We start from the raw sequence: 24,734 nt of genomic DNA, 5'->3' as shown, positions 1-24,734 counted from the left end.
TGTTCGAGTTTCAGCCAATCGACGCGTCGCCGCGCTGGCGGCTCCCCCTCCAGGCTATGCACAATACCCACATCGACCGCTACGACCATCTGGACCGCGCCGTCGTCGCCATCGGCAACGACTATCCGCCTGGCCGGCTGCTGCCGGCCCATGCGCACCGCCGCGCCCAATTGCTTTACGGCGCCACCGGCGTCATGCATGTCGTCACCCGCGATGGCAACTGGGTGGTGCCGCCGCAGCGCGCGGTGTGGATTCCGGCGGGCGTGACGCATCAGGTGCGCATGCTGGACGTCAGCACGCGCAGCGCCTACATCGAGCCCGGGGCGGCGCGCGCGGACCGGGACGCCTGCGAGGTGATCGAAGTGTCGCCGCTGTTGCGGCAGTTGCTGCTGGACGCGGTGGACATGCCGGCCCAGTACGACCTGGCGGGGCGCGACGGCGCGCTGGCGGCCCTGCTGCTGCATGAGGTCGAGCGCGCGCCGGTGCTGCCCCTGCATATCCCGCTGCCGCGCGACAAGCGCCTGGCGCCCTTGTGCAAGGCCTTCATCGCCGCGCCGGACGCGCGCGCCGCGCCGCAGGCCTGGGCAGAGCGCCTGCACATGAGCCCGCGCACGTTCAGCCGCCATTTCCGCCAGCAGACGGGCATGGCGTTTTCGGAGTGGCGCCAGCGCGCCTGCGTGGTGCTGGCCTTGGCGCGGCTGGCCTCGGGCAAGTCGGTGACCGCCATCGCGCTGGATTTCGGCTACCAGAGTCCGGCGGCGTTCTCGACGATGTTCCGGCGGGTACTGGGCCGCCCGCCCACGGAGTACCTGCGCGAGGGCTGAAGGCTGTTGGTACTATGCCGGCACCCATGGCTGCCCCTTCCCGCAGCCGGCCTACGCCATTCCATGACTACTACACAACCGCCGCTATCCATCGGCATCGCCGGCGCTGGCAGCGCCGGACTGGCTGCCGCCCTGGCGCTGGCGCAAGCCGGCCATCAGGTGCGCGTGTTCGAAAAGCACCAGGGTTTCACCACGCAGGGCGCAGGACTGCTGCTGCAGCCGCCGGGAGTGCGCGCGCTCGCCTCGCTGGGCGTGGACGTGGCGGGGCTGAATGTGGGCGCGCCGATCGACCGCCTGCTGGGCCTGTCGCATCGCGGCTGGCGGGTCGTGGATATCGATTACGTCGGCGACGGCGCGCGGGCAGTGACGCGGGCGGCGTTGGGCGGGGTGTTGTTCGAGGCGGCCCGGCGCGCGGGCGCGGAGTTCTCGTTCGGCTGTCCGGTCACGACGCTGGACACGCGCGGGGGCAGGGCGCAGGTGACTCACGGCGCGGGCGATGCCCGGGCCGAATCGAGTTTCGACGTGTTCGTGGTGGCTGACGGCGCGGCCTCCGCGCTGCGCGAGCAGGTCGGGCTGGCGGCGAGTTCGCGGGTCTACGCCTGGGGCGCGTTGTGGGGCCAGTTCTGGACGCCAGGGTGGGCCGGCGCGACGCAGCTGCTGCAGCGTTTTCGCGGGACCCGCGAAATGATGGGCCTGCTGCCCACCGAAATCGGCCCGCAGGGCGTGCGCCTGTCGCTGTTCTGGAGCATCCGCCACGATGCCTTGCCGGCCTGGCGCGCCGCGCCCATCGGCGCCTGGAAGGATCGCATGCTGTCCCTGTGGCCCGAGGCCGCGCCCGTGGTGGAGCAGATCTCGCGGCACGACGATCTGGCGGTGGCCACCTACCGGCACACCTGGCCACGCGGATTGGCCGCGGGCCCGTACTGCGCCGTGGGAGACGCGGGCCACGCGATGAGCCCGCAGCTGGGCCTGGGCACGACCCTGGCCGTGCTGGATGCGCTGGCGTTGGCAGGGGCCCTGGCGCAGCATGGCGCCGCCGCAGGGCCGGCGCGCTACGCCCGTAGCCGGCTGCTGCCGTCGCGCATGTACCAGACGCTCAGCCGCGCCCTGACGCCTTGTTTCCAGGCCTCGGGGCCGGGACTATGGCGCGATCTGCTGTTCGGCGGCGGGCTGCTGGTGCCCGGCATGAAGGCGCTGATGAAGCGCGGCCTGCTGGCCATGCCGCAGCCGGGCGGATCCGGCCGCGGCTGAACGATGCGGGACGGCGCTCAGGCCGCGTACCAGAGCACGGCGAAGAAGTGGCAGACCGTGCCGGCGAGCACGAACAAATGCCAAACGAAGTGGCTGTAGCGCCAGCGGTTGTCGAGCACGAAGAAGACCACGCCGCCGGTGTAGGCGAGCCCGCCCGCCACCAGCCACCACAGCCCGCCGGTGGGTACGCGCTCGATCAGGGGATTGACCGCGATGATCACCAGCCAGCCCATCGCCAGGTACAGGCCGGTGGAGATGGCGGGACGGTTGAGCCGCTTGCTGGCTTTCAGCCCTACGCCCAGCAGCGCCATGCCCCAGACCAGGCCGAACAGGGTCCAGCCCCAGGGCCCGCGCAAGGCGCCCAGGGCGAAGGGAGTGTAGGTGCCCGCGATCAGCAGATAGATGGCGGAATGGTCCAGCACGTTGAACAGCTGCTTGGCGCGACTCTTGGGCAGCGCGTGATAGATGGTGGATGCCAGGTATAGCAGGCACATCGTCGCGGCGAAGACCGCTGCGCCCGCGATGAATGCGGCGTCGCCTTGGCGCACGGCGGCCAGGATCAGGATCGGGGCGGAGGCCAAAGCGCCGGCGGCGCCGACGCCGTGGCTGATGGCGTTGGCGATTTCCTCGCCCAGGGTCTGAGGTCTGTCGTTGGGGAACATGAATGCGTCTTGGTTGGTTCAGGTGTACACCTTAGGCGCTTTGGCGCGGCGGCTCAAGCCGGCAAGCGGGCTTGGCGCGCCTGGCGTACCGTCCGCTTGATCTACTGCAAATCGCGCCGTGGACCGGCGCCCGAAAAGGACTGTCTGGAAGTTACCCTGTGATACATTCAGCGCGCAAGCAAACGCAGGTTTACTGGCCGAGGCCTCGCAATGGCGCGCAGTTTTACCAATCTGTTTTTCAAGGCCGCGAAGAAGTTCGGCAAGTTGCAGCGCGCCGCAATGCGCATGGCCGTTCCCAAGACCGCCAAGAAGTCTGGCGCGCCCAAGCGCAAGGCGGCCAAGCCGGCTGCGGCAGCCTCCGCTTCCCGCAGCGCCACCGCGCCTTCGTTGGGTGTAGGCCGCTGGGAAGCCTCCAGGCAATTCTCGGACGGGCAAGGTCGCCGTCTCACCTTCGCGCGCTACACGCCCGCTGCCGCGCCACGCTCCGGCATGCCGCTGGTGGTGATGCTGCACGGCTGCAGACAGACCTCGCTCTCGTTCGCCCGCGGCTCGCGCATGAATCAATGGGCCGACGCCGGCGGCTTCATGGTGCTGTATCCGCAGCAATCCATGACTCGCCAGGTGCAGCGCTGCTGGCGCTGGTTCCAGCCGGACGACGCGCACGGCGGGGCGGAAGCCGACCTGATCGCCGCGCTGATCCGCGCGGAGTGCGCCAGGCATGCGCTGGACCCCGAACGCATCTACATCGCGGGCCTGTCCGCGGGCGCGGGCATGGCCGCGCTGGTGGCCTTGCGGCATCCGCGGCTGATTGCCGCCGTGGCCATGCATTCCGGGCCGGTGGCAGGCGACGCCCATAGCGCCACCGGCGGCATCGGCACCATGAGGCGCGGCGCGCTCAAGCCGCTGCTGCCCCTGCTGGAAAAGGTCGCGGACCCGGCGGTGTTCCGGCTTGGCATGCCCGCCATGATTCTGCAAGGGCAACTGGACCCCACAGTGGCGCCGCGCAACGCCAGGCAGTTGTTCGAACAGTTCCGCGCCGTGAACGACCTGCCGCCGGAAAGCGTGCCGGTCGAGCGCGTGCTGGGCCTGGGCACCGACAAGTCCTACCGCCGCGTGGACATGCTGCGCGGCAGCCGGACGGTGCTGCGGCTATGCGAAATCACGCTCGTGGAGCACGCCTGGAGCGGCGGCGATGCCTCAGTGCGGTATCACGCCCGTAGCGGGCCGGACGCCTCGGCGCTGATCTGGCGCTTCTTCCAGGGACAGCGCCGCGTGGCCCGAGGGCAGGCGGAATAGATCAGGGCCCAGGCGCCGTGTTTTCGAGCGCATAGGGGGCCGGAGCCCGGCCACCGGCACGGCGGTAAGATCAGCGTATTCCCGGCGCGCCGACGCGTCCCGCGCGGGCCGCCCAGTTCCTGTCCGGAGTCCCAGCCATGTCTCTTTCCATGTATCAGGCCAGCGTGCCTGCCTTTGTCCGCGGCCTCAACGTATTGGCCGCGCTGCTGCAAAAGGCCGCCGATCACGCCGCGGCCGCCGGCATCGACCCGGCCGAACTGGTCAATGCCCGCCTGGCGCCCGACATGTATCCGCTGAGCGGCCAGGTCCAGCGCGCCAGCGATGCGTCCAAGTTCGCCGTGCAGCGCCTGTCGCGGGTGGAAGCGCCCAAATTCCCTGACGAGGAAACGACCTTCGAGCAATTGCAGCAGCGCATCGCCGCCACCATCGCGTATTTGCAGGAGGTGGCGGCGGACAGGCTGGAAGGCGCCGAAGGCCGCAAGGTCACGCTGGCGTTCGGCGACTTCAAGCAGGACTTCCGCGGCGACGACTATCTGCTGACGTTCGCGCTGCCGAACTTCTACTTCCACGTGACGACGGCCTACGCCATCCTGCGCCACGCGGGAGTGAAGATCGGCAAGCTGGACTTCCTGGGGCCGTACTCGCAGCCTGCCGCTTAAGCCGGTTTCTTGGCCTGGTCGCCGCAGCCTTCCATCGGGCCCATCTTCGCCATGTTCTCCTGCACCTCTGCCGGCGTCAGGTCGAACTTGTGCGTGGCGATGGACCAGCGGTGCCCACAAGGGTCCACCACCTGGCCGTAGCGGTCGCCCCAGAACATGTCCGCGACGGGCATGGTCACCTGGGCCCCGGCCGCCACCGCCTGTTTCATGGCGGCGTCCACGTCATTGACGTAGAGATGCAGCGTAACGGGCGTGCCTTTGAGGGCCTTCGGGCCCAGGCTGCCCCATTCGGGGAAATCGTCCATCAGCATCATCACGGAATCGCCGATGCGTATGGCGGCATGCATGATCTTGCCGTTGGGGCCGGGCAGCCGGGCCAGTTCCTCGGCGTTGAAGGCCTTTTTGTAGAAGTCGATGGCTTGCGCCGCGCCTTCGCACACGATGTGCGGCGTGAGCGTGTGCATGCCTTCGGGGATGGGTTTGCTTGCCGGGTTAGCCATGGGGTGTCTCCAGAATGTTCAGTTTGAAAGGGCGGGGAAGGATTCCCGATCGCCTCAGTTTCCTACCAGCGTGGTGAAGCCGCCCCAGCACATCCGTTTGAAATCGAACACGCCTTCGCAACAGTTCTCCGACAGGCGCGGGTCGGACATGACCTTGGCGTTGATCCGGTCGCGGTCCGCCTTGTTGGCGTAGGTGATCCAGGCGAACACCACGGTTTCTCCGTCGCGCGCGCCGGCGGCGGCGCTGAACGAGCCGAAGCCTTCCTTGTCGATGTCTTCCGCCACGCATTCGCGGTAGTCCAGCGCGCCGTGTTCGAGCCAGATCGAATGGGCCTGTTGCGCCAGTTTTCGATAGGTTTCGAGGTTGGCCTTGGGCACCGGCAGCAGGAAACCGTCTACATACTTTTCCATTAGTAACTCCTTGGATCCACGTTGTTTTGTTCCGCGCCAGGACGCCCGCAAGCCGTCTCTGCCGCAGTCCGGATCTCATTCCGGTAAGTGTCACTGTATCGGGATCGGCAGCGATTTCCGATAGGCAATTGCGACAATCTTGAGGGTGGATTGCGACAGCCGGCAGGCGTATGCTTTGCAGGATGAAAAACGTCGCTTTCCTGCTGCCGCTCGGGGCCAATATCGCCTCGCTGGAAACCGCCAGGCACGGCTTCCTGGTCGCCAACGAATACCTGGCCGCGCACGGTCGCGAGCCCAGGTTTACGGTGCGCACGCTGGCCCTGACCCGCGAAGTCCGTCTGGACCAGGGCCGCATCACGGTGCAGGCCGACATGGTCCTGGCCGATGCCCACGACATCGACATCTGCATCGCGCCGCCGCTGCTGGGTTCGGTGTCCGACGCGGTGCTGTCCAACCGCGAACTGATTGAATGGCTATCGCGCCATCACCGCGACGGCGGCGAAGTCGCCAGCCTGTGCATGGGCGCTGCGCTGCTGGCTGCGGGCGGTGTCCTGGACGGCCAGCAGGCGGTGGTGCATTGGGTGGCGCAGAACCTCTACGCCAGCCTGTTCCCCAATGTGCAATGGGTCAGCGACCGCGTCGTGATGGCGGACAATGGCATTTACACCAGCGGCGGCGCCTTCTCCGCCGCGCACCTGGTGCTGCACCTGATCGAAAAATACACCGACCGCGACACCGCCATCTGGTGCGCCAAGTACTTCCAGCTCGACTGGAGCCGCCAGAGCCAGTTGCCATTCGCGGTATTCGTGGGGCAGAAGTCCCATGCCGACGAGGTCGTGCGCGCGGTGCAGGACTACATCGAAGGCCGCTACACGGAAAAGATCACCGTCGAGGAACTGGCGGACCGCCACGCCCTGGGCCGCCGCACCCTGGAACGGCGCTTTCGCCAGGCCACGGGCAACAGCATCGTGGAATATGTGCAGCGGGTGCGCGTGGAAGCCGCCAAGACGCGCCTGGAAACGTCGCGCAAGAGCGTGGCGGAAGTCATGTACGAAGTCGGCTACAACGACACCAAGGCCTTCCGCGACATTTTCAGCAAGTACTGCGGCATGTCGCCGGTGGGCTACCGGGAACGCTACCACTTCCAGTAGAGGCTTCGGGTCTGATGCGGGTACGTGCGCGCGTCTCCAAGCCTGCCGATCCCGGGCTGGCTACCTGAGTGGCGTGGCCGCCACCCTGTCCGGATACCAGGCGGTGAATTTCATTGCGCCGGCCAGCGCCGCCACCGTCACCGCAATCGCGACCGCCTGCGGCAGCTGCGGCTGGTACAGCAGCAACGCGTCGGCCGCCACCATGGTGGCAAAGGCCAGCGCCCAGGCCGCGGCGACGGCGTAGTTCATGCGGGCGTAGCGGCGGTTCTTCCAGACATATTCCGGTTCTTTTTCCCGCGCGTATTCCAGCGCGAACGGCCGGCGCAGCGCCAGCGTCAGCAATACCAGGACCAGTATTCCGGCGTCGACCCGCAGGCGCGCCTGGGCAATCGTCCAGGAATCTCCGTCCGCCATCGGGGCATACAGGGTCAGCCCCAAGAACAGCAGCAGGGTGCCGGTTTCCAGGATCTTGATGCGCCGCTCGGGGCTGAGCCAGTCGCGCAGCACCAGCCCGGCGGATACGAAGGCGCCGGCCGCAAGTCCTTCCAGTACGCCGACGGTTCTTTCAATAATGACAAACACGATGAATGGCGTGAACGCCAACAGGATATTCATCTTGGTTCCCCGACCTTGAGCGCGCGCCCCTGCGCGGTTGCAGCGTCGCCTTGAGAATCAAGACGCGAACTTGTCTATTTACGCCTGTCCGCCAGGGTGCGGCATATGACGCCGTTCGCCTATCGCCTGGATGGTGGAGCGCGGATGGACCCTTACCCCGGCGGCCTGTTGCGGTATCAGCCATCTGGCTGGCGCCGGCCGGTCAGGAGGAACTAGTGCGAGGATGGCGTGCGGCCCGCGGGGCCTGCGGCTTTCGGCTTCATCCCCGGCACGAAGACGCCGGCGTTGATCCGCCGCCGGGCCTCGGCTACTGTCATGCGTTGAGCGAAACCCTGTCCCCGAGGAAACCATGACATCAGCACTTCCGTCCACGACCCTGAGCGTGGACCCCGCCTGGATCGATGAGTACGGCCACATGAACGCGGCCCATTACGTGGGCATCTTCGACCGCGTCGGCTTCCAGCTGCTGCGCGAGGTGGGGGTGGGGCTGGACTACACCGAGGCCACGCGTTGCGGCATCTACACGATGAATGTGCACGTGGCCTACCTGCGCGAAGTGCTGGCGGGCGATCCGCTCGCGCTGCGCATCCGCCTGCTGGAAGCCGACGACAAGCGCCTGCTGTGCCTGATGGAGTTGATGCAGACCCGCGACGGCTACGTCGCGGCCACGATGGAGCAGCTTTCGCTGCACGTGGATCTGGAAACGCGGCGCGCCAAGCCGTTCCCGCCGGAATTGGCGCAGCGGCTGGCGCGCACCGTTGCGGAGCACGCCGCCCAGCCGCTGCCGCCAGGCTATCGGCGGCTGCTGCCGCTGAAGCCGCCGCGCTGAGCCATTCCGGATGGCCTAGCGTGCGACCGCGATCGGCCGGTCGCCGGAGATCGTGGTGCGGTGCATCTCGCGGTCGAAGCCGTCGTAATCGTTCATCGCCAGATGCTGGGTGCAGCGGTTGTCCCACAGCGCCAGCGAGCCCGGCGTCCAGCGGAAGCGGCAGGTGAATTCCGGCCGCGCCGCATGGCGGTACAGGAATTGCAGCAGGGGTTCGCTTTCTTCCTGGGTCATGCCGTCAAAGCGCAGGGTGTAGGTGCCGTTCACATACAGCGCCTTCTTGCCCGTCGCCGGGTGCACGCGCACCACCGGGTGGATGACCTCGCCGGCGGCGCGGTCGTCGGTGCGCACATCCATTTTGTGGGCGGGGTCGCCATTGTTCACCACGGCGCCGCCCGCGCCATAGGAGCGGACCGCGCTGTGCACCGCGCCCAGCCCGTCCAGGATCTGCTTCAGCTTGTCCGACAGTGCGTCATAGGCCCGGTACATGTTTGCCCACATGGTGTCGCCGCCATAGGGCGGGATGACGCGGCCATACAGCGCCGAGCCCAGCGGGGGCTCTTCGGCGTAGCTCATGTCCGTGTGCCACAGGCCGCCGAATAGGCGCCGGGTGGTTTCCGACTTGCCTTTCATCACGGGCAGGATGGTCGGGTGTCCGTCCAGCGCCCGCACGAACGGTACTTCCAGCAGCTCGCCGAAGCGCGAGCTGAAATCGATGTGCTGCTGCGGGGTCAGTTGCTGGCCGCGGAAGAACACCACCAGATGCTCGTGCAGCGCGGCGCGCACTTCGTCGAATTGATCGTCCGACAACGGCCGCGACAGATCGATGCCGCGGATTTCGGCGCCCAGCGCGCCGGCTATCGGCTGGGTTTCCAGATGGCGATACGTGCTCATGCTTGTCTCCTTGCTTACTGAAGCTTGATCTGCGCCTTGCTGACCAATGCGCCCCATTTGTCGGTTTCGGCCGCGATGTAGCGGCCGAAGTCGGCCGGCCCCTCGGCCGAAATGATGCCGCCCATGGCGCCTATCTGTTCGCGCACGTCAGGCATGGCCAGCACCGCCAGCAGTTCCTTGTTCAAGCGCTCGATGATGGGCTTGGGCGTGGCCGCTGGCGCCAGCACGCCAAACCACCCGGCGATCTCATAGCCCGGCAGGCCGGCCTCGGCCATGGTCGGCACATCGGGTAGCTGGGGCGAGCGCGCGGTGCTGGTGATCGCCAGCGCCCGCAGCTTGCCGGCCTTCACCAGCTGCAGCGCCGAGGGCATGTTGTCGAACATCATGGGTACGTGGCCCGCTACCGTGTCGTTCAGGCCCGGCGCGCTGCCGCGGTAGGGCACGTGGGTCAGGCGCAGGCCCGCCGACGACGCGAACAATTCGCCCGCCAGGTGCAGCGAGGTGCCCGTGCCGGGCGTGGCGTAGTCCAGCGGCGCTTTCGACTTTTTGGCGTAGGCGATCAGTTCCTGCACCGAGCGCACCGGTACCGAGGGATTGACCACCAGCAGGTTGGGCACGCTCATCAGCATGGTGACGGGCGCCAGGTCCCGCTGCGGCTTGTAGGGCAGGTCTGGATAGAGGGCGGGGTTGATGGAGATGGGGCCGATATTGCCCATCACGATGGTGTAGCCGTCGGCCGGCTGCTTGACCGCGAAATCGGTGCCTATGTTGCCGCCGGCCCCGGCCTTGTTCTCGACGATGACGGGCTGGCCCAGCCGCTCGCCGAGCTTGTGGCTGACCAGCCGGGCCAGCATGTCCGTCGATCCGCCGGGCGGATACGGCACGATCCATTTGACCGGCTGCGCGGGCCACGTTGCTTGCGCCGCGGCGGATCCCGTACAGAACACGAGACCCGCCGCCAAGGCGAGTGCGATGCGTTTCATTGATTTATCTCCTTCCCTGGCTCGCCGGTCTTGCCGGGAGCATCGTTTATGTGTATTGTTCACCTAGTGATCAATACGTTTATTAGGTGAACGATTGAAGAATAATAGATCGATTCAGCGGTGTCTATCCATCATGCGAGCCTTCCGTGGCAACGGCCGGCCCACGCTGGCCGAGCTGGCGCGCGCTGTCGACTTGCCGCACGCGACCGTGCTGCGGTTCCTGCAGACGCTGGAAGAAGAGGGCTATGCCGCGCGCGAAGACAGCCGCTGGCGCCTCACGCCGCAGGTCTTCGAACTGGGGTTCGCGGCCATGGAAAGCCTGGGGGTTACGGAGGCCGTGCAGGAGATCCTGCAGAACCTGGCTGATGCCTATTCAGGCACTTCCAATTTGGGCGAGGCGAATCCCGAGGGCGTGATCATCATCGGCCGGGCCATGGCGCCGGCCGAGCGCCGCCGCCTGGTGGTGATGAATCTGCGCGTGGGCAGCGTGTTGCCGCCGGCCAGCGCGCTGGCTGGCGGCTTGCGCCTGGCGCCGGGGCAGTGGACCCGGTTCGACTATCCGGACAGCAATCAGGTGTCGGTGGCCGTGCCGGTGCCGCAGGCAGGCTCGCGTCTGCTGTCGGTGGGGATATCGGTGGCCGCGCCGGAAGTGGAAGGCGACCGGCTGGAGACCGACATGGTGCCTGCCTTGCAGCAGGCGGCGCAGACCATCGCCGGGGTGATCCGGGTCGGCGTGGTGTGAGCGGGGGCGGGCGGCGTTCTGAACGCGCACGGGTCAGCGCGCAGCGCCGCTCAGGCCGGTCGGTACGCTGCCCCGCGCAGTAGCTTGCCGGGCAGTTCGCCCGTGGCTACGCCGCTCTCGAAGATCGGAACCCCATTGACCAACGTGGCCACATAGCCGTCGGCGCGCTGGATCAGGCGGCGGCCGCCGCCCGGCAGGTCGAACACCATTTCCGGACAATGCACGCGTACGGCAGCGGGATCGATGATGTTGACGTCGGCCTTGTAGCCGGGCTGCAGCAGGCCGCGGTCCACCAGCCCGTACACGCTGGCGGTGTCGCGCGTCTGCCGCTTGACCACGTGTTCCAGTTCCAGCAGCGGGCCGCGGCGGCGGTCGCGGGTCCAGTGGCTGAGCATGAACGTGGGCATGCTCACGTCGCAGATGTAGCCGCAATGCGCGCCGCCGTCGGACAGGCTGTTGACGGTGTTGGGGTGCTGCATGAGCTGGTGCAGATGGTCCAGGTTCTCGTACGAATAGTTGAAGGACGGGTAGTACAGGATCGCCTGGCCATCGTTCTCCAGCATCAGGTCGTACACGATTTCCAGCGGCGCGCGGCCGTCGCGCTGCGCCATGGCGGCCACGCTTTCCTCGGGCAGCGGCTCGTAGTCGGGATTGCTGCCCAGGCGGTAGATCTTGTGGAAGCTGCTGAACAGCGTTTCGGCGCGGCGATCCAGCAGGCCGCGCTGTTCGTTCATGATGCGGCTGCGCGTGGCGGGGTCGCGCAGATGGGCCAGTTTTTCCGCCAGCGGCAGAGCATGCAGCGGCTGGTAGCTGGGATGCGCGATGAACGGGTGCAGCGTGCTCTGCCACGAAAACAGTATGCCTAGCGGCCGGCCGCTGATGCCGGCCAGCAGCGGCACGCCTTCGCGGTGCGCGCGGTCCAGGCTGCTGGCGATCTGCTTCCAGACGTCGGGCGCGCCGTCGGTCTGCTGCAGGTTGAACAGCACGGGCAGGCGGTTGTGGCGCGCCAGCTGCTCCAGCCAGGGCATTTCGCCTTCCATGGCGGGATGGTTGGCCGTCATCTGGAACACGCCGTGCCCGACCTCGCCCATGACCGAGCCGAGCGCGGTGATTTCCTCGCCGGTGGCGAAGGTGCCGGGCGGATACTTGCGCTCGTCGTACTTGTGCAGGAAGGTACGCGAGGTGGAGAAACCGACCGCGCCCGCGACCAGCGCTTCGCGCACAACTTCGCGCATGGCGATCAGGTCGGCGGGCGAGGCTTCGTCGTGGTGGATGGCGCGCTCGCCCATCACGTAGGCGCGCACCGCGCTGTGGGGGATCTGCGCGCCCACGTCCAACGCCTTGGGGCGGCGGTCCAGCGCGTCCAGGTATTCGGGAAAGGTCTCCCAGTCCCACTGGATGCCTTCGGACAGCACCGAGCCGGGGATGTCCTCGACGCCTTCCATGACCTTGATCAGCCATTCGCGCCGCTCGGGCTTGACGGGGGCGAAGCCCACGCCGCAATTGCCCATGATGGCGGTGGTGACGCCATGCCAGGTGGAGGGGCTGAGATAGGGGTCCCAGGTGGCCTGGCCGTCGTAGTGGGTGTGGATGTCGACCCAGCCCGGCGCCACCAGGCAGCCGTCCGCGCGGATCTCGCGGCGCGCGGCGCCGGCCCGGCCTTCGGCCTGGACCACGCGTCCGTCTTCTATGGCCAGGTCGGCCTGGTAGCGGGGCTGGCCCGAGCCATCGACGATCGTGCCGCCGCGTATGACCAGATCATGCATTGCGTTCTCCTTTCGATACGCGCCGGAGCTATTGAAGGACCAGGCCGATGCGCTTGATCACGGCGCCCCAGCGTTCGCTGTCCTGCTGGACGATCTGCGCGAATTCCTTGGGACCCGCGCCGCTGACTTCGTTGCCCTGGGACACGATGCTCTGGGTCACCTCGGGCGAGTCCAGCGCTTCGCGGAAGACCTGGGCCACGCGCTCGGCCAGCGCCGGCGGCATGTCGCCGGGGCCGAAGATGCCTTGCCAGCCGACGATGTCCAGGCCGGGTATGCCTTGCTCCTTCAGGGTGGGCAGGTCCGGCAGCACGCTCAGGCGGCGGTCGGTGGCGGGGCCCAGCAGCTTGACCTTGCCGGCGCGCGCGTTCTCCACGGCGGTGGCCGTGCCGTCGAAGTAGACCTGGACCTCGCCCGCCAGCAGCGCGCGGCTGGCGTCGGCGGTGCCCTTGTAGGGCACGTGCACGATGTCGATGCCGGTTTGCTGCTTCAGGATCTCGCCGTTCAGATGCGAGGTGGACCCCGGGCTGTAGGAAGCGAAATTCAGCTTGCCCGGATGGGCTCGGGCATAGTCGATCATCTGCGCCGTGGTCGAGAACGGCGCGTCCTTGTTGGCGACCAGCACGGTGGCCGAGCGCACCACCTGGATGACCGGAGTGAAGTCCTTCACCGGGTCGTAGGGCAGCTTCTTGTAGAGATGCGGATTCTGCGTGTGGGTGACGACGATGGTGTAGAGCAGGGTGTAGCCGTCGGGGTTGGCGCGGGCCACTTCCTGCGCGCCTATCATGGTGCCGGCGCCGGGCTTGTTGTCGACGATGACCGGCGCGCCGGTGCGCTGCGTGACCTTCATCGCCAACATGCGCGCCAGCGCGTCCGACCCGGATCCGGCCGGAAACGGCACCACCAGGCGGATGGGCTTGCCGCCGCCCGGCCAGGGCGGCGCCTGGGTAACGGGGGCGGCAGCCGCCGAAAGACAGGCCAGGGCGCCCAGCATCGCAGCCCCGCTGCTACCCAACAGCTTCAAAAACGACTTGCGGTTCATGTTGTCTCCTCCCGGGGGGGTAGGCAATGTCTTGCATTGCTCTGGAATGAGGTTCACCACAGGGCGGCCGGTGCTGCATTTTTCCGTCGCGGCAAGTCTTTTGTAGTCTTGCGTTTGCGCGCAATCAAATGCATATTTAGCCCAATATTGATGAGAAAAATACATGAGCCTCACAATACGGTCGCTCCAGCACTACGCCGTGCTCGCCGAGGAAAAGCACTACTCCCGCGCGGCGCAAAGGCTGCATCTGACGCAGTCCGCGCTCACGCGCAGCATCCAGTCGCTGGAAGACTCGCTGGGGCTGGTGCTGGTGGACCGGGCCTCCACGGGCGTCACGCCCACGCAGGCCGGGCGCATGGTGCTGGAGCGCGCGCAGCGCATCCTGGGAGAAACCCGCGACCTGCGGCGCGAAGCCGAACTGATCCGCGGCCACGACACGGGCCGCGTGAACCTGGGCGTGGGGGCGTTTCCGGCGGCCGGCTTCCTGTCGCCGCTGCTGGTGCGCATCGCGCGCGAGCATCCGGGCCTGAGCGTGCACGTCGAGATCGAAAGCTGGCAGCGCCTGCTGGACAAGCTGCAGCAGGACAAGCTGGATCTGGCCGTGGCGGTGACGCACAGCCTGCCGCCGCCCGGCGATTTCACCGTGCGGCCCTTGCCGCCGCAGCATGGCGGCCTGTTCACCCGCGCCGGCCATCCGCTGCAGGGCCTGGGCAAGCCGCGCCTGCGCGCGGCGCTGGCGCAGTACCGCCTGGCCGCCACCGACCTGCCGCTGCGGGCGCGCGAGTACCTGGCCCGGCTGTATCAGGTGGCGCGGCCGGAAGACCTGCCCATCGCCTTCGAATGCGATAGCGTCGCCACGCTGCGCGACGTGGCGCTGGGTAGCGACGTGGTGCTGTTCTGCACGCGCGAGGCCATCGCGGCCGAACTGGCGCAGGGCGTGCTGGAGCCGCTGCCGCTGTCCTATCCGGCCGCCGGCCCGCTGACCTACAGCGTCATCCACCGAGCGCGCCGCACGCTTTCCCCGACCGCGGAGCGGGTCATCGAACTGGTGCAGGATCTGCTGTCGGGCGCGGCAGCGCCGCGCGCCGCCTCCGGGAGGAAGCGCCAGCCCCGGCGCTAACGTCCTGTCCCACGGCAACTGCCGGGTCGGGCAGGGCTCCAGCCGCCGCTTTTACATCCGCTCGCCCGGCAACGCGCTGGCCTGCTTCACCCAGTCCGAGAACTGCGCCTCGTCCAGCTCGTCGTCCTCGCGGATGTCGAGATAGCGCGTGTCCTCGCTCTTGGACGGTCCCGGCGGCTCGGGCAGCAGCCTTGCGCCGCGGAAGAACGCCACCTTCACGTACTTGGTAAAGCAGTGAACGCTAAGGAACCAGCCTTGGCCTTCCATGCCATACAGCGGCGAGTTCCACTTCACCGCCTTCTGCACGCCGGGCGCGGCGTGCTCGATCAGCGCGTCCAGGCGGCGTCCGAGGTCGCGCTTCCAGCCCGGCATGGCCGCGATGTAGGCCTGCACCGGCGCGTCGCCCGCGCCCTTGGCAATTTGTGGATTGCCGCCGGATAGCAAAACGGGTTGCGAGCCGGCTTTCTTGAGGGTTTTTGCCGACTTGAGCGAGGGTTTTTCTGCCATGCATGGGCTCCTTCGTTGGTGGGAGGGCGCGCGGTCGGTCCGGCCACGTGATTCGCTTGACTTCAAGTCGACTTGAAGTGGAAGACTATCTGCATTCCGGCAAAAGGCGGACAGGATATGTTCCCTTGCTGCGGGCCATGACGAGACATCAGGGAGTTCAAGCATATGTGGGATGAACGCTACGCCGTTGACGAGTATGTGTACGGGACCGAACCGAACGCCTTCCTGGCTGAGCACGCGGGCCTGCTTTCCGGGCCGGTGCTCAGCGTGGCCGAGGGGGAGGGACGCAACGCCGTCTTCCTGGCCTCGCTGGGCCTGGACGTGCTCGGCGTGGACGGTTCCGCCGTCGGGCTCGCCAAGGCGCGCCGGCTGGCGGCCGCGAAGGGCGTGTCGATCCGCACCGAAACCGCGGACTTCGCCGAGTACGAACCGCCGCCAGGATCCTTCGGCGCCGTCGTGTCGATCTTCGCCCACATGCCCGGCGGCTTGCGCAGGAGAGTGCACCGCCTGGCCGAACTGTCCCTCAAGCCGGGCGGCATCATCCTGCTGGAGGCATACCGGAAGGCCCAGCTCGGCCGGGGCACGGGCGGCCCCCCGGATGCCGACATGCTCATGGCGCGCGCGGACCTGGAGCAGGACTTCCCGAATTGCGAGGTGCTGCTTGCGCAGGAAATCGAACGCGACGTGGTCGAGGGAACATTCCACACGGGGCCGGCATGCGTGGTCCAGTTCATCGCAAGAAAAAAGTGAAGCCGGGCAAGCCTGGTCCGCTACGTTCCGCCGCTCACTCGGGAATTTCCGGTTCGACCAGCCGCATCAACTGCGCCAGCGATTCCTGCCAGCCCAGGTAGCACATTTCTGGCGGTATCGCCGCCGGTATGCCTTCCTGCACGATGTTCACCTCCGTGCCGCAGGAAACCTGGCGCAGGGTGACGGTGGTCTGCATGCGGCCGGGCAGGTTGGGATCGTCGAACTGGTCGGAGTAGCGGATCTTCTGGCCCGGCACCAGCTCCAGGTATTCGCCGCCGAAGTCGTGGCTGTGGCCGGTGCCGAAGTTGCGGAACGACATCTTGTGCATGCCGCCGACCTTGGCGTCCAGCTGGTGGACCAGGCAGGTGTAGCCGTAAGGGGGAAGCCAGCGCGCGATCGCGTCGGGCTCCAGGAAGGCCCGGTAGATGCGTTCAGCCGGCGCGCGCATGACGCGATGCAGGGTTACGGTTCCGGTAGTCATGGTAAGTCCGCCTTTGAAAAAAGTTGTGCGTACTGACACGACGTACCAGTGGACCGGAAATCGACAGCAGAAATCCTGGGGGAAACCCTTAAAAAGCACATCTGGTCACGATTTGGGAGCGGGGGCCTTCCGATGCAGCCACTTATTCAATGGGCTCCCGCATCACCAGCACGGCGATCGTGTGGTTCTTCCAGAACACCTGATGTATGCGGGGCGCCAGCACGCGCAGCTCTTCGGGGCCGGCGCCGTCGAATGTCACCAGGACGGCGGGCCGCTCGCCCTCGCTCGGGACGCGCTGGATGCGGTCGAAGGACGGAAAGCCGTACTTCATGAGAAAGCTCCGGATATCTTCGTCGGAGGTGCTTGCTTCCACGTGGTTGATCAGCAGGGCAGCCAAGATCGTTCTCCTAGGGAGTTTGTGGGCGACAGAGGCGCGGGCCGCTCAGAATTTCGCGGGCACCATCCTCAAGGGATGTCCGGGATCACGGTAGCCGCCGGCCTTCTGTCGCTTGGGCAGCTTCACCTTGGCCCGCGGCATGCGCTTGTATGGAATGTGGGCGAGCAGGTGGCTGATGATGTTCAGGCGCACCTTTTTCTTGTCGTCCGACTGCGCGACGAACCAGGGCGACACGCTGGTGTCGGTGGCCGCGAACATATCGTCGCGGGCGCGCGAGTAGTCATACCAGCGGCCGTACGAATCGAGGTCCATCCTGGTCAGCTTCCAGATCTTGCGCTCATCCGTGATGCGGGCCTGCAGCCGGTGGGTCTGTTCTTCTTCGCTGACTTCCAGCCAGTACTTGAGCAGGATGATGCCCGAACCGACGATGGCGCGTTCGACCAGCGGCACGCCTTTCAGGAAGATCTTGACCTCGTCCTTGGTGCAGAAACCCATCACCCGTTCGACCCCGGCGCGGTTGTACCAGCTGCGGTCGAAGATCACGACCTCGCCCGCCGCCGGCAGGTAAGGCAGGTAGCGCTGCATGTACATCTGGGTTTTTTCGCGGTCCGATGGGGCGGGCAGGGCGATCACACGGAAGACGCGCGGGCTGACACGTTCGGTGATGGCCTTGATCGTTCCGCCCTTGCCGGCGCCGTCGCGTCCTTCGAAAAGAATGCAGACCTTGGCGCCGGTCTGGCTGACCCATTCCTGGAGCTTGACCAGCTCCACGTGCAGCCTCGCCAGTTCTTCCGCGTATTTTTTTCCCGAGAGCTTGGCTTGTACTGGTGGCTTTTCTTCTGCTGCTGCCTTCTTCCGAGCGGTCATGACGTCACTCCAGAATATGCTGCGGGAAAACGGTCGAAGCGTTCGAATCTTTTACTGTAGCGCCGACCGTTGGCGCTTGTACACGGGCAGGCCGCAGCAGTGCTTTTTACCTAGTGCTTCCTCCGAAAAATGATCCTCTGGCTTGAAGCGGAAAAGGCCAATAGAATCAATTCGCACACTGCGCTCCAGCAGGATCGGAGCTGCCTGGTGGACCATGGCGGTTAGGCTCTGCACGGACCCGATACCCGATGTCGCCGCTGACCTGTTCGAACCGGCTGTTGCTGATCGGCATGCTTTGCCTGGGCGGCTGCATGCGTGTCGGGCCGGACTTCGAGCCCCAGCGCACCGGTTGGGCCGCGGATTGGAGCACGCCTGCGCTGCAGCAGGCCAGCCGCCAGCAGTTGCAGCCGGATGCCCGCCAGTGGTGGCGGGTCTTCGGCGATCCTGTCCTGGAAACGCTGATCGCCCAGGCCGACGCGAACAACGCGGGCCTGCGCATCGCGGGCCTGCGCATCATGGAAGCGCGCGCGCAGCTCGGCATTGCCCAGAGCGGACGCTATCCGCAAACTCAGGTGGTCGGGGCGAACGCCCTGTACCAGCATCGGTCCTCGCGCTCGGCCGAAGGCAATCCGCGGCCCAGCAGCTTCTGGCAGTACAGTGCCGGCTTTGACATCGGCTGGGAACTCGATTTCTGGGGCCGCTTCAGCCGAGCCATCGAGTCCGCCGACGCGCTTTACTTCGAAGCCCAGGCCAATCGCGATGACGTGCTGGTGCTGCTGCATGCCCAGGTGGCGGAGAGCTACTACGCGCTGCGCACCGCCGAGGCGCGGCTGCGGATCGCCCGCGACAATGCCGGCATCCAGAAACGCAGCTACGAGATCACGCAAAAGCTGTTCCGCAGCGGCGAGACCGATGAACTGGACCTGCAGCAGGCCAGGACGCAGTACCTGAGCACCCTGGGTACCATCCCCGAATTCGAAAGCCAGATCATGCGGACCCGCAACGCCCTGGCGGTCCTGGTCGGCCGCCCGCCCGGCCCCATGCCGGAACTGGAGGACAAGACGGCGGTGGTCCCGCTGATCGGCCGGGCGGTGCTGCAGGACGTGCCCGCCAACCTGCTGCTGCGGCGTCCCGACATCCGCGCCGCGGAACTGCGCATCGCCGCGCAGTCGGCGCAAGTGGGCGTGGCTGCGGCCGACCTCTATCCTGCGCTGACCCTGCTGGGCAGCATCGCCTGGTCCGCCACGTCGCTGGCGGGCACGGCGGGCGGCATGGCGCTGCTGGCCGGCCCCGCCCTCAGCTGGAACGTGTTCGACCACGGCCGCTTGCAGAACAATGTGCGCGTGCAGGACGCGCGGCTGCAGCAGTTGATCGTGGCCTACCAGGATGACGTGCGGCAGGCGGCGCGCGAAGCCGATGATGCGGCCAGCGGCCTGATCAAGGCCCTGGAGCGCGACGGCATCCTGCAGCAGTCGGCGCAGGCCGCCGGGCGCTCGCTCACGCTGGCCAACGCGCTCTACCGCGAGGGCTATACCGATTTCCAGCGCGTGCTGGACGCGCAGCAGGCGCTGGCGGTCCAGCAGGACGCCTACGTGGTGAACCGCGGCGGCGCGGTGAGCGACCTCATCGCCCTGTACAAGGCGCTGGGCGGCGGCTGGTACAGCGCGGAACCGGTGCTCGACCCGGCGACCCGCGAGCAGATGCGGCAGCGCACCGACTGGGGCGATCTGCTGTCCGAACCGGCGCCTGCCTCCGACGCCGCCTTGTCCGCGCAAAAGGTGCGATCCGATGAGTGACTCGAAATCCCCGCCCGCCACCGCGCCTGCGCCGGATCCCGCGAAAAAGGGCGTCCGATGGGTTGTCCTGTTCATCGTCCTGAGCCTGGCCTGGTATCTGCTGGCCGACCGCTACACGCCGTACACCCAGCAGGCGCGGGTGCAGGCCTTTGTCGTGCCGGTGGCGTCGGAGGTTGCGGGGCGCGTGACGCGGGTGCACGTGCGCAACAACCAGGACGTCCAGGCCGGCGCGGTCCTGTTCGACGTCGACCCCGAGCACTACCGCATTGCCGTCGACCGCGCCCGCGCCGACCTGGAGTCCACGCGCAGGCAGATCGGCGCCAGCACTGCGGGCATCGATTCGGCGCAGGCCTCCCTGCGCGCCGCCCAAGCCAATGAACTGAAGGCGCGCCAGGACAGCACCCGTCTCGAACGCCTGTACCGCGAGGATCAGGGCACCGTCTCGCTGCGCCGGTTGGAAATCGCGCGGGCGAACCTGGCGCAAGCCATCAGCCAGGTCGCGGCGGCGCGCGCCGAGGTGCAGCGCGCGCGCGAGCAGGAAGGCGGCAGCGAGGAAGACAATGCCAAGCTGCGCAGCGCCGCCGCCGCCCTGGAAAAGGCCGAACTGGACCTGGCCAACACGCAGGTGCGGGCGCGTTCGGCGGGACTGATCACCGACCTGCGCACCGATGCCGGGCAGTTCGCCGCCGCCGGCAACCCGGTCATGACGCTGATCGCCATCCATGACGTCTGGATCAGTGCGGAAATGACGGAGAACAACCTGGGCCATGTGGAATCGGGCACGCCGGTGGCGATCATTCTGGACGCGCTGCCCGGACAGATCTTCAAGGGCCGCGTGCGCAGCGTCGGATATGGCGTCAACGTGGGGCCGGGCACGCCGCCGGGCTCCCTGCCCACGGTGCAGAACAGCCGCGACTGGCTGCGGCCGGCGCAGCGCTTTCCCGTCATCGTCGAATTCGATCCCGGCGACCTGCCGCCCTTGAGCGGTGTGCGCGTGGGCGGGCAAGCCGAGGTCATGGCCTTTCCCAATTCCGGCAATCCGCTCAATCTACTCGGTCGCGGGTATATGCGGCTGATGAGCTGGCTTTCCTATGCATACTGATCCCGATCCCCGTGGCCGGCGCGCATTGCGCGTGGGCGTGGGCACCGCCTGCTGCACGGCTATCAGCTTCGGCCTGGACCTGCCCATTCCCATGGTCGCGCCGGTGCTGGGCGTGTTGCTGCTGGCTTCGATGAACCGGCCCCTGTCGTTCAAGAGCGGCCTGGGTCTGATGCTGATGGCGCTGCTCGCCACTGCCATCGGCCTGCTGCTGAGCCCCTTGCTGCGCTACTACCCCTTGAGCGGCGTGCTGCTGGTCGCCCTTTGCCTTTACTTCGCTTTCCGCCATGGGCTGCGCGGCGGCAATAACCTGCTGTCGACTTTTCTCATCATCGGCCTGACCATGATTTCCGCCGCCGGCACGGTCGATTTCGCGCTGGCCGCCCTGGTGATCGAGGCGCTCGGCAAAGGATTGCTGGTGGCCGTCCTGGCGCTGGGCGGCTGCCACCTGTTGTTCCCTGAGCCGTCGGCCGCGCCCGCGCCGCCCGCGGCTCCGGTCCTGCCGCCGGACGAGGCTAGCCGCATGGCCCTGCGCGCCTCGCTGGTGGTGATGCCTGCCTTCCTGCTGGCCTTGACCGACCCGCTGGGCTATATGCCCATCATCCTGAAGTCGGTCAGCCTGGGGCGGCAGAGTTGCGTCACCGCCGCGCACGGCGCGGCCCGCGAACTGCTGGGCTCGACCCTGCTGGGCGGCGCGCTGGCGGTCGCTTTCTGGTGCGCCCTGAGCCTGTTCGTGAGCCTGTGGATGTTCTTTCTCTGGATGCTGCTGTTCGGCCTCGTGGCCGCACGCAAGCTCTACCGGCTGAGCCCGACCCGGCATCCGCCCAGCTTCTGGCTGAACACGCTGGTGACGCTGGTCATCCTGCTGGGCCAATCGGTGCAGGACAGCGCCGCCGGCAAGGACGTCTACACCGCATTCGCGGTGCGCATGGGCTTGTTCATCGGCGTCACGCTCTACGCCTGCCTGATGCTGCGCCTGCTCGAACCGCGCGTCCGTGCCTCGGGCGGCCAGGAGCCGGAGCAGAATCCTTCAACCGCAGTCCCTTCAGACGCTTGAACCAGGAGGCAGCCATGTCATTGCCAGACGAACCAGCCCAACCCGCGCCCGCGGCGGGATGGCGCTTCAAATGCGGGATAGGATTGTTCATCATCGCCTTCGCCCTGTGGTTTCTCATCCCGGTGGCGGGTTACCTGGACGTGCCCGGCCCGCGCATCGCGGCGCTCACCGGCACGGTGTTCATCGCCAACAAGGTGCTGCTGCTGAGCTGCATCGCCGTCATGGGCAAGGAGGGCTTTCAGCGGCTGAAGTCCATGGTGTTCGGCCATGCCAGGAAACTCGCTCCCGCGCAGAAGGTCGGCCCCGTGCGCCACGCCATCGGCCTGGTCATGTTCTTCCTGCCCATCCTGACTTCGGTGCTGGAACCGTACATCGACGAAATGTGGCCGGGCTTGCGGCCCAATCTGTGGCAGGCCCAGCTGGCCGGAGACATCATGCTAATCGCAAGTTTCTTCGTGCTGGGCGGAGACTTCTGGAGCAAGCTGAGGGGATTGTTCGTGCGCACGGTGTAGCGGAGAGGACTGCCGGATCGGCGCCGGCGTTTTCATAGGAAAATGCCGGCTTGCGTTGCAACGCGCAACCTCAACCCTCAACCAGGATCCGCCATGCCGCAACTCGACATCTATCAGGTAGACGCTTTCACCGCCGCGCCCTTCGGCGGCAATCCCGCCGCGGTGGTGCCGCTGCAGGCTTGGCTGCCGGACGAAACGCTGCAGCGCATCGCCGAAGAGAACAATTTGTCCGAAACCGCCTACTTCGTGCGCAAGGGCGATGTCTACGAACTGCGCTGGTTCACGCCCGCGGTGGAGGTGGACTTGTGCGGCCATGCCACGCTGGCGTCGGCCTGGGTGCTGTTCGAGCAACTGGGCGCAACAGATGACGTGTTGCGCTTTGCCACGCGCAGCGGCGAATTGCAGGTGCGCCGCGCGGGCGACCGGCTGGCGATGGATTTCCCGGCCAAGCAGCCCGAAGCGCAGGAAATCCCGCCGGGCTTGCTGCAGGCGTTGGGCCTGCCGGGCGCGCAGGCGTTTTGCAAGACGGACGATTATCTGGTGGCAATCGATGATGAAGCGCTGATCGATGCCTTGAAACCGGACTTCGCCGCGCTGGCGGCCTTCGATACGCGTGGCGTGGCGGTGACGGCGCCGTCGGGGAAATTCGATTTCGTGTCGCGCTGGTTCGGGCCGCGCGTGGGCGTGAACGAGGATCCGGTGACCGGATCGGCGCATACCTCGCTGGCGCCATACTGGGCCCGACGCCTGGGCAAGCGCAGCCTGAGCGCGCAGCAGGGCGGCGCGCGCAAGGGCCAGCTGCATTGCGAGGTGCTGGACAACGGCCGGGTGATCATCAGCGGCCACGCGGCGCTATATATGCGCGGTTCGATCTTTATCTGAGAGCGGCCGGACGGACGCGGGGTCTCCGACAAAAAAAGAGATTGACACGATTTATGCTCAACACTAGCATAAATCGTGCCCTTTTTTTGACCATTAAATGCTCAAAATGAGCATAATAATTCCGCGAGGAGACGCGTCCATGGATACCCCCAACCGCCGGTATGTCGAATTCGATCTGCCTGCCACGCCCAGCTGCCCCAGCGCCGTCGGCCAGGCCTGGGCCCGCGTGCCCGAACCCCTGCCAGCCGCCGGGCGCGCAGCCTGCGTGGCGCGCATACGCGAACTGCTGGCGCGGGAGCGCGCCGTGCTGGTCGCCCACTATTACGTCGACGCGGAACTGCAGGAACTGGCCGAACAGACCGGCGGCTGCGTCGGCGATTCGCTGGAGATGGCACGCTTCGGGCGCGATCACGAGGCCCGCACGCTGGTAGTGGCCGGCGTGCGCTTCATGGGCGAGACGGCCAAGATACTGAGCCCGGACAAGCGCATCCTGATGCCGGACCTGGACGCCACGTGTTCGCTGGATCTGGGCTGTCCCGCCGCCGATTTCGCGGCCTGGTGCGATGCCCATCCGGACCGGACGGTGGTGGTCTACGCCAACACCAGCGCCGAAGTGAAGGCGCGCGCGGATTGGGTCGTGACCTCTTCCATCGCGCTGGACGTGATCGCCGATCTGCATGCGCGCGGTGAGAAAATCCTCTGGGCGCCGGACCGGCACCTGGGCGATTACGTGCAGCGCCAGACCGGCGCCGACATGCTGCTGTGGCAAGGTTCATGCCTGGTGCATGACGAGTTCAAGGGCGTCGAACTGGAGCTGCTGCGCGCCGAACATCCGCAGGCCAAGGTGCTGGCGCATCCGGAGTCGCCCGCGGCGGTGCTGGCGCAGGCGGACGTGGTGGGCTCGACCACGCAGCTGATCGAGGCCGCGCGCAAATTCGATACCGGCTTGCTGATCGTGGCGACCGACCAGGGCATCCTGCACAAGATGCGGGCGCTGGCGCCCGGCAAGACCTTCCTGGCCGCGCCCACGGCCGGCGACAGCGCCAGCTGCAAGAGCTGCGCGCAGTGCCCCTGGATGGCCATGAATGCCTTGACCAATCTGGCCGAGGCGCTGGCGCACGGCCGCAACGAAATCACGTTGGATCCGGCGCTCGGCCTGCGCGCCAAGGCGCCGATCGACCGCATGCTGGACTTCGCGGAGCGGCGCAAGCGCCGCGTGCAGGCCAGCGGCGACCTGGCGCAAGACACGCCGCTGTACGCCAGCGTCGGGCCGGCATAGGGAATACGGGAGGTTCGCTCATGGAATTCGACGTCATCATCATCGGCAGCGGGCTGGCCGGCATGGCCGCCGCGCTGGAACTCGCGCCGCGGCGGCGGGTCGCGCTGGTATCCAAGGGCGAGCTGCGCGACAGCGCCAGCAACCGCGCCCAGGGCGGCATCGCCGCGCCGCTGGCGGCGGACGACAGCGTAGAGGCGCACGTGCGCGACACCCTGGTCGCTGGCGCTGGCCTGTGCGATCTGCCCGCCACGCGGGGCATCATTTCCCGCGCATGCGGCGCGATCGCGTGGCTGCAAGAGCAGGGCGTGGCGTTCACGGCCGAGCCAGGCGGACTGCACCTGACGCGCGAGGGCGGCCACGGCCTGCGC

28 protein-coding genes are annotated in these 24,734 nt (G+C 67.1%); 16 read left to right on the top strand and 12 right to left on the bottom strand.

Annotated elements, in window-relative coordinates; translation table 11 throughout:
- Positions 1–56: 56 nt before the first annotated feature.
- Together WBB14_RS20700 and WBB14_RS20695 are read left to right on the top strand one after the other, a co-directional pair.
- Entirely contained in the window at positions 57–824 is a 768-nt protein-coding gene (locus WBB14_RS20700; protein WP_424241507.1) for an AraC family transcriptional regulator, read from the top strand.
- A gap of 63 nt (positions 825–887) precedes the next feature.
- A complete protein-coding gene (locus tag WBB14_RS20695) occupies positions 888–2,075 on the top strand; it encodes an FAD-dependent oxidoreductase (RefSeq protein WP_424241506.1) in 1,188 nt (395 codons plus the stop codon).
- A 17-nt stretch (positions 2,076–2,092) separates the two neighbouring features.
- Here the strand turns inward: WBB14_RS20695 and trhA are convergent, their stop codons facing one another.
- The gene (trhA, locus tag WBB14_RS20690; RefSeq protein ID WP_424241505.1) at positions 2,093–2,737 is read right to left on the bottom strand and encodes a PAQR family membrane homeostasis protein TrhA; all 645 of its coding nucleotides are present in this window, start codon (positions 2,735–2,737) and stop codon (positions 2,093–2,095) included.
- Between the two features lie 210 nt (positions 2,738–2,947).
- Here trhA and WBB14_RS20685 point away from each other — a divergent pair, with 210 nt between their 5' ends.
- Positions 2,948–4,033, top strand: coding sequence for an alpha/beta hydrolase family esterase (locus WBB14_RS20685; RefSeq protein WP_424241504.1), 1,086 nt, complete (start codon positions 2,948–2,950; stop codon positions 4,031–4,033).
- 137 nt (positions 4,034–4,170) lie between these two features.
- A complete protein-coding gene (locus tag WBB14_RS20680) occupies positions 4,171–4,692 on the top strand; it encodes a DUF1993 domain-containing protein (RefSeq protein WP_424241503.1) in 522 nt (173 codons plus the stop codon).
- Here the strand turns inward: WBB14_RS20680 and WBB14_RS20675 are convergent.
- Together WBB14_RS20675 and WBB14_RS20670 are read right to left on the bottom strand one after the other, a co-directional pair.
- Positions 4,689–5,192, bottom strand: coding sequence for a VOC family protein (locus WBB14_RS20675; protein ID WP_424241502.1), 504 nt, complete (start codon positions 5,190–5,192; stop codon positions 4,689–4,691). The two genes, WBB14_RS20680 and WBB14_RS20675, sit on opposite strands and share 4 nt — an antisense overlap.
- A gap of 54 nt (positions 5,193–5,246) precedes the next feature.
- The gene (locus WBB14_RS20670) at positions 5,247–5,603 is read right to left on the bottom strand and encodes a DUF1428 domain-containing protein (protein WP_424241501.1); all 357 of its coding nucleotides are present in this window, start codon (positions 5,601–5,603) and stop codon (positions 5,247–5,249) included.
- A gap of 170 nt (positions 5,604–5,773) precedes the next feature.
- Here WBB14_RS20670 and WBB14_RS20665 point away from each other — a divergent pair, with 170 nt between their 5' ends.
- The gene (locus tag WBB14_RS20665) at positions 5,774–6,754 is read left to right on the top strand and encodes a GlxA family transcriptional regulator (RefSeq protein WP_424241500.1); all 981 of its coding nucleotides are present in this window, start codon (positions 5,774–5,776) and stop codon (positions 6,752–6,754) included.
- Between the two features lie 60 nt (positions 6,755–6,814).
- Here WBB14_RS20665 and WBB14_RS20660 read toward each other — a convergent pair whose 3' ends face one another.
- On the bottom strand, positions 6,815–7,369 hold the full coding sequence (locus tag WBB14_RS20660) for a hypothetical protein (RefSeq protein WP_424241499.1): 555 nt from the start codon (positions 7,367–7,369) through the stop codon (positions 6,815–6,817).
- Positions 7,370–7,718: 349 nt separating this feature from the next.
- On the opposite strand from WBB14_RS20660, the gene WBB14_RS20655 reads away from it, so the two are divergent.
- Complete coding sequence (locus tag WBB14_RS20655) at positions 7,719–8,198, top strand: thioesterase family protein (RefSeq protein WP_424241498.1); 480 nt, start codon at positions 7,719–7,721, stop codon at positions 8,196–8,198.
- A 15-nt stretch (positions 8,199–8,213) separates the two neighbouring features.
- On the opposite strand, the gene WBB14_RS20650 is transcribed toward WBB14_RS20655, so the two are convergent.
- Positions 8,214–9,089: a TauD/TfdA dioxygenase family protein gene (locus WBB14_RS20650; RefSeq protein WP_424241497.1), complete on the bottom strand. Its 876-nt coding sequence runs from the start codon at positions 9,087–9,089 to the stop codon at positions 8,214–8,216.
- 14 nt (positions 9,090–9,103) lie between these two features.
- Positions 9,104–10,072 carry a Bug family tripartite tricarboxylate transporter substrate binding protein gene (locus WBB14_RS20645; protein ID WP_424241496.1) on the bottom strand — a complete coding sequence of 323 codons (969 nt, stop codon included), beginning with the start codon at positions 10,070–10,072 and terminating at the stop codon, positions 9,104–9,106.
- Between the two features lie 94 nt (positions 10,073–10,166).
- Between WBB14_RS20645 and WBB14_RS20640 the strand changes: the two genes are divergently transcribed.
- A complete protein-coding gene (locus tag WBB14_RS20640; protein WP_424241495.1) occupies positions 10,167–10,814 on the top strand; it encodes an IclR family transcriptional regulator in 648 nt (215 codons plus the stop codon).
- 50 nt (positions 10,815–10,864) lie between these two features.
- Here WBB14_RS20640 and WBB14_RS20635 read toward each other — a convergent pair whose 3' ends face one another.
- Positions 10,865–12,580, bottom strand: a complete 1,716-nt coding sequence (locus tag WBB14_RS20635) for an N-acyl-D-amino-acid deacylase family protein (protein WP_424241494.1) — start codon at positions 12,578–12,580, stop codon at positions 10,865–10,867.
- A gap of 28 nt (positions 12,581–12,608) precedes the next feature.
- Positions 12,609–13,619: a Bug family tripartite tricarboxylate transporter substrate binding protein gene (locus WBB14_RS20630; RefSeq protein WP_424241493.1), complete on the bottom strand. Its 1,011-nt coding sequence runs from the start codon at positions 13,617–13,619 to the stop codon at positions 12,609–12,611.
- A gap of 163 nt (positions 13,620–13,782) precedes the next feature.
- On the opposite strand from WBB14_RS20630, the gene WBB14_RS20625 reads away from it, so the two are divergent.
- Positions 13,783–14,739 carry a LysR family transcriptional regulator gene (locus WBB14_RS20625; RefSeq protein ID WP_424241492.1) on the top strand — a complete coding sequence of 319 codons (957 nt, stop codon included), beginning with the start codon at positions 13,783–13,785 and terminating at the stop codon, positions 14,737–14,739.
- Positions 14,740–14,790: 51 nt separating this feature from the next.
- Here WBB14_RS20625 and WBB14_RS20620 read toward each other — a convergent pair whose 3' ends face one another.
- Positions 14,791–15,246, bottom strand: coding sequence for a DUF1801 domain-containing protein (locus WBB14_RS20620; protein ID WP_424241491.1), 456 nt, complete (start codon positions 15,244–15,246; stop codon positions 14,791–14,793).
- 165 nt (positions 15,247–15,411) lie between these two features.
- Here WBB14_RS20620 and WBB14_RS20615 point away from each other — a divergent pair, with 165 nt between their 5' ends.
- Positions 15,412–15,996: an SAM-dependent methyltransferase gene (locus WBB14_RS20615; protein ID WP_424241490.1), complete on the top strand. Its 585-nt coding sequence runs from the start codon at positions 15,412–15,414 to the stop codon at positions 15,994–15,996.
- A 34-nt stretch (positions 15,997–16,030) separates the two neighbouring features.
- Here WBB14_RS20615 and WBB14_RS20610 read toward each other — a convergent pair whose 3' ends face one another.
- The 3 genes from WBB14_RS20610 to ppk2 all read right to left on the bottom strand — a co-directional run bounded on the left by WBB14_RS20610 (position 16,031) and on the right by ppk2 (position 17,741).
- Positions 16,031–16,477, bottom strand: a complete 447-nt coding sequence (locus tag WBB14_RS20610; protein ID WP_424241489.1) for an SRPBCC family protein — start codon at positions 16,475–16,477, stop codon at positions 16,031–16,033.
- A gap of 142 nt (positions 16,478–16,619) precedes the next feature.
- Positions 16,620–16,874, bottom strand: a complete 255-nt coding sequence (locus tag WBB14_RS20605) for an RNA-binding protein (protein WP_424241488.1) — start codon at positions 16,872–16,874, stop codon at positions 16,620–16,622.
- Positions 16,875–16,919: 45 nt separating this feature from the next.
- A complete protein-coding gene (gene ppk2 / locus WBB14_RS20600) occupies positions 16,920–17,741 on the bottom strand; it encodes a polyphosphate kinase 2 (RefSeq protein ID WP_424241487.1) in 822 nt (273 codons plus the stop codon).
- A gap of 248 nt (positions 17,742–17,989) precedes the next feature.
- Here ppk2 and WBB14_RS20595 point away from each other — a divergent pair, with 248 nt between their 5' ends.
- The 7 genes from WBB14_RS20595 to WBB14_RS20565 form a co-directional block, all read left to right on the top strand.
- Positions 17,990–19,537: an efflux transporter outer membrane subunit gene (locus WBB14_RS20595; protein ID WP_424241486.1), complete on the top strand. Its 1,548-nt coding sequence runs from the start codon at positions 17,990–17,992 to the stop codon at positions 19,535–19,537.
- Positions 19,530–20,639: an HlyD family secretion protein gene (locus tag WBB14_RS20590; RefSeq protein WP_424241485.1), complete on the top strand. Its 1,110-nt coding sequence runs from the start codon at positions 19,530–19,532 to the stop codon at positions 20,637–20,639. Before WBB14_RS20595 ends, WBB14_RS20590 begins: the two co-directional genes overlap by 8 nt.
- The gene (locus tag WBB14_RS20585; RefSeq protein ID WP_424241484.1) at positions 20,629–21,693 is read left to right on the top strand and encodes a DUF2955 domain-containing protein; all 1,065 of its coding nucleotides are present in this window, start codon (positions 20,629–20,631) and stop codon (positions 21,691–21,693) included. Before WBB14_RS20590 ends, WBB14_RS20585 begins: the two co-directional genes overlap by 11 nt.
- Before the next feature lie 14 nt (positions 21,694–21,707).
- A complete protein-coding gene (locus tag WBB14_RS20580; protein WP_424241483.1) occupies positions 21,708–22,205 on the top strand; it encodes a transporter suffix domain-containing protein in 498 nt (165 codons plus the stop codon).
- Positions 22,206–22,298: 93 nt separating this feature from the next.
- A complete protein-coding gene (locus WBB14_RS20575; RefSeq protein WP_424241482.1) occupies positions 22,299–23,087 on the top strand; it encodes a PhzF family phenazine biosynthesis protein in 789 nt (262 codons plus the stop codon).
- Between the two features lie 139 nt (positions 23,088–23,226).
- The gene (gene nadA, locus WBB14_RS20570) at positions 23,227–24,366 is read left to right on the top strand and encodes a quinolinate synthase NadA (RefSeq protein ID WP_424241481.1); all 1,140 of its coding nucleotides are present in this window, start codon (positions 23,227–23,229) and stop codon (positions 24,364–24,366) included.
- Positions 24,367–24,386: 20 nt separating this feature from the next.
- Positions 24,387–24,734: FAD-dependent oxidoreductase (locus WBB14_RS20565; protein ID WP_424241480.1), on the top strand; the 348-nt coding region annotated here is incomplete at its 3' end.

Source organism: Achromobacter sp., assembly GCF_049647645.1.
Lineage (GTDB): Bacteria > Pseudomonadota > Gammaproteobacteria > Burkholderiales > Burkholderiaceae_B > Achromobacter.
This window is presented reverse-complemented; position numbering and strand designations above follow the sequence as displayed.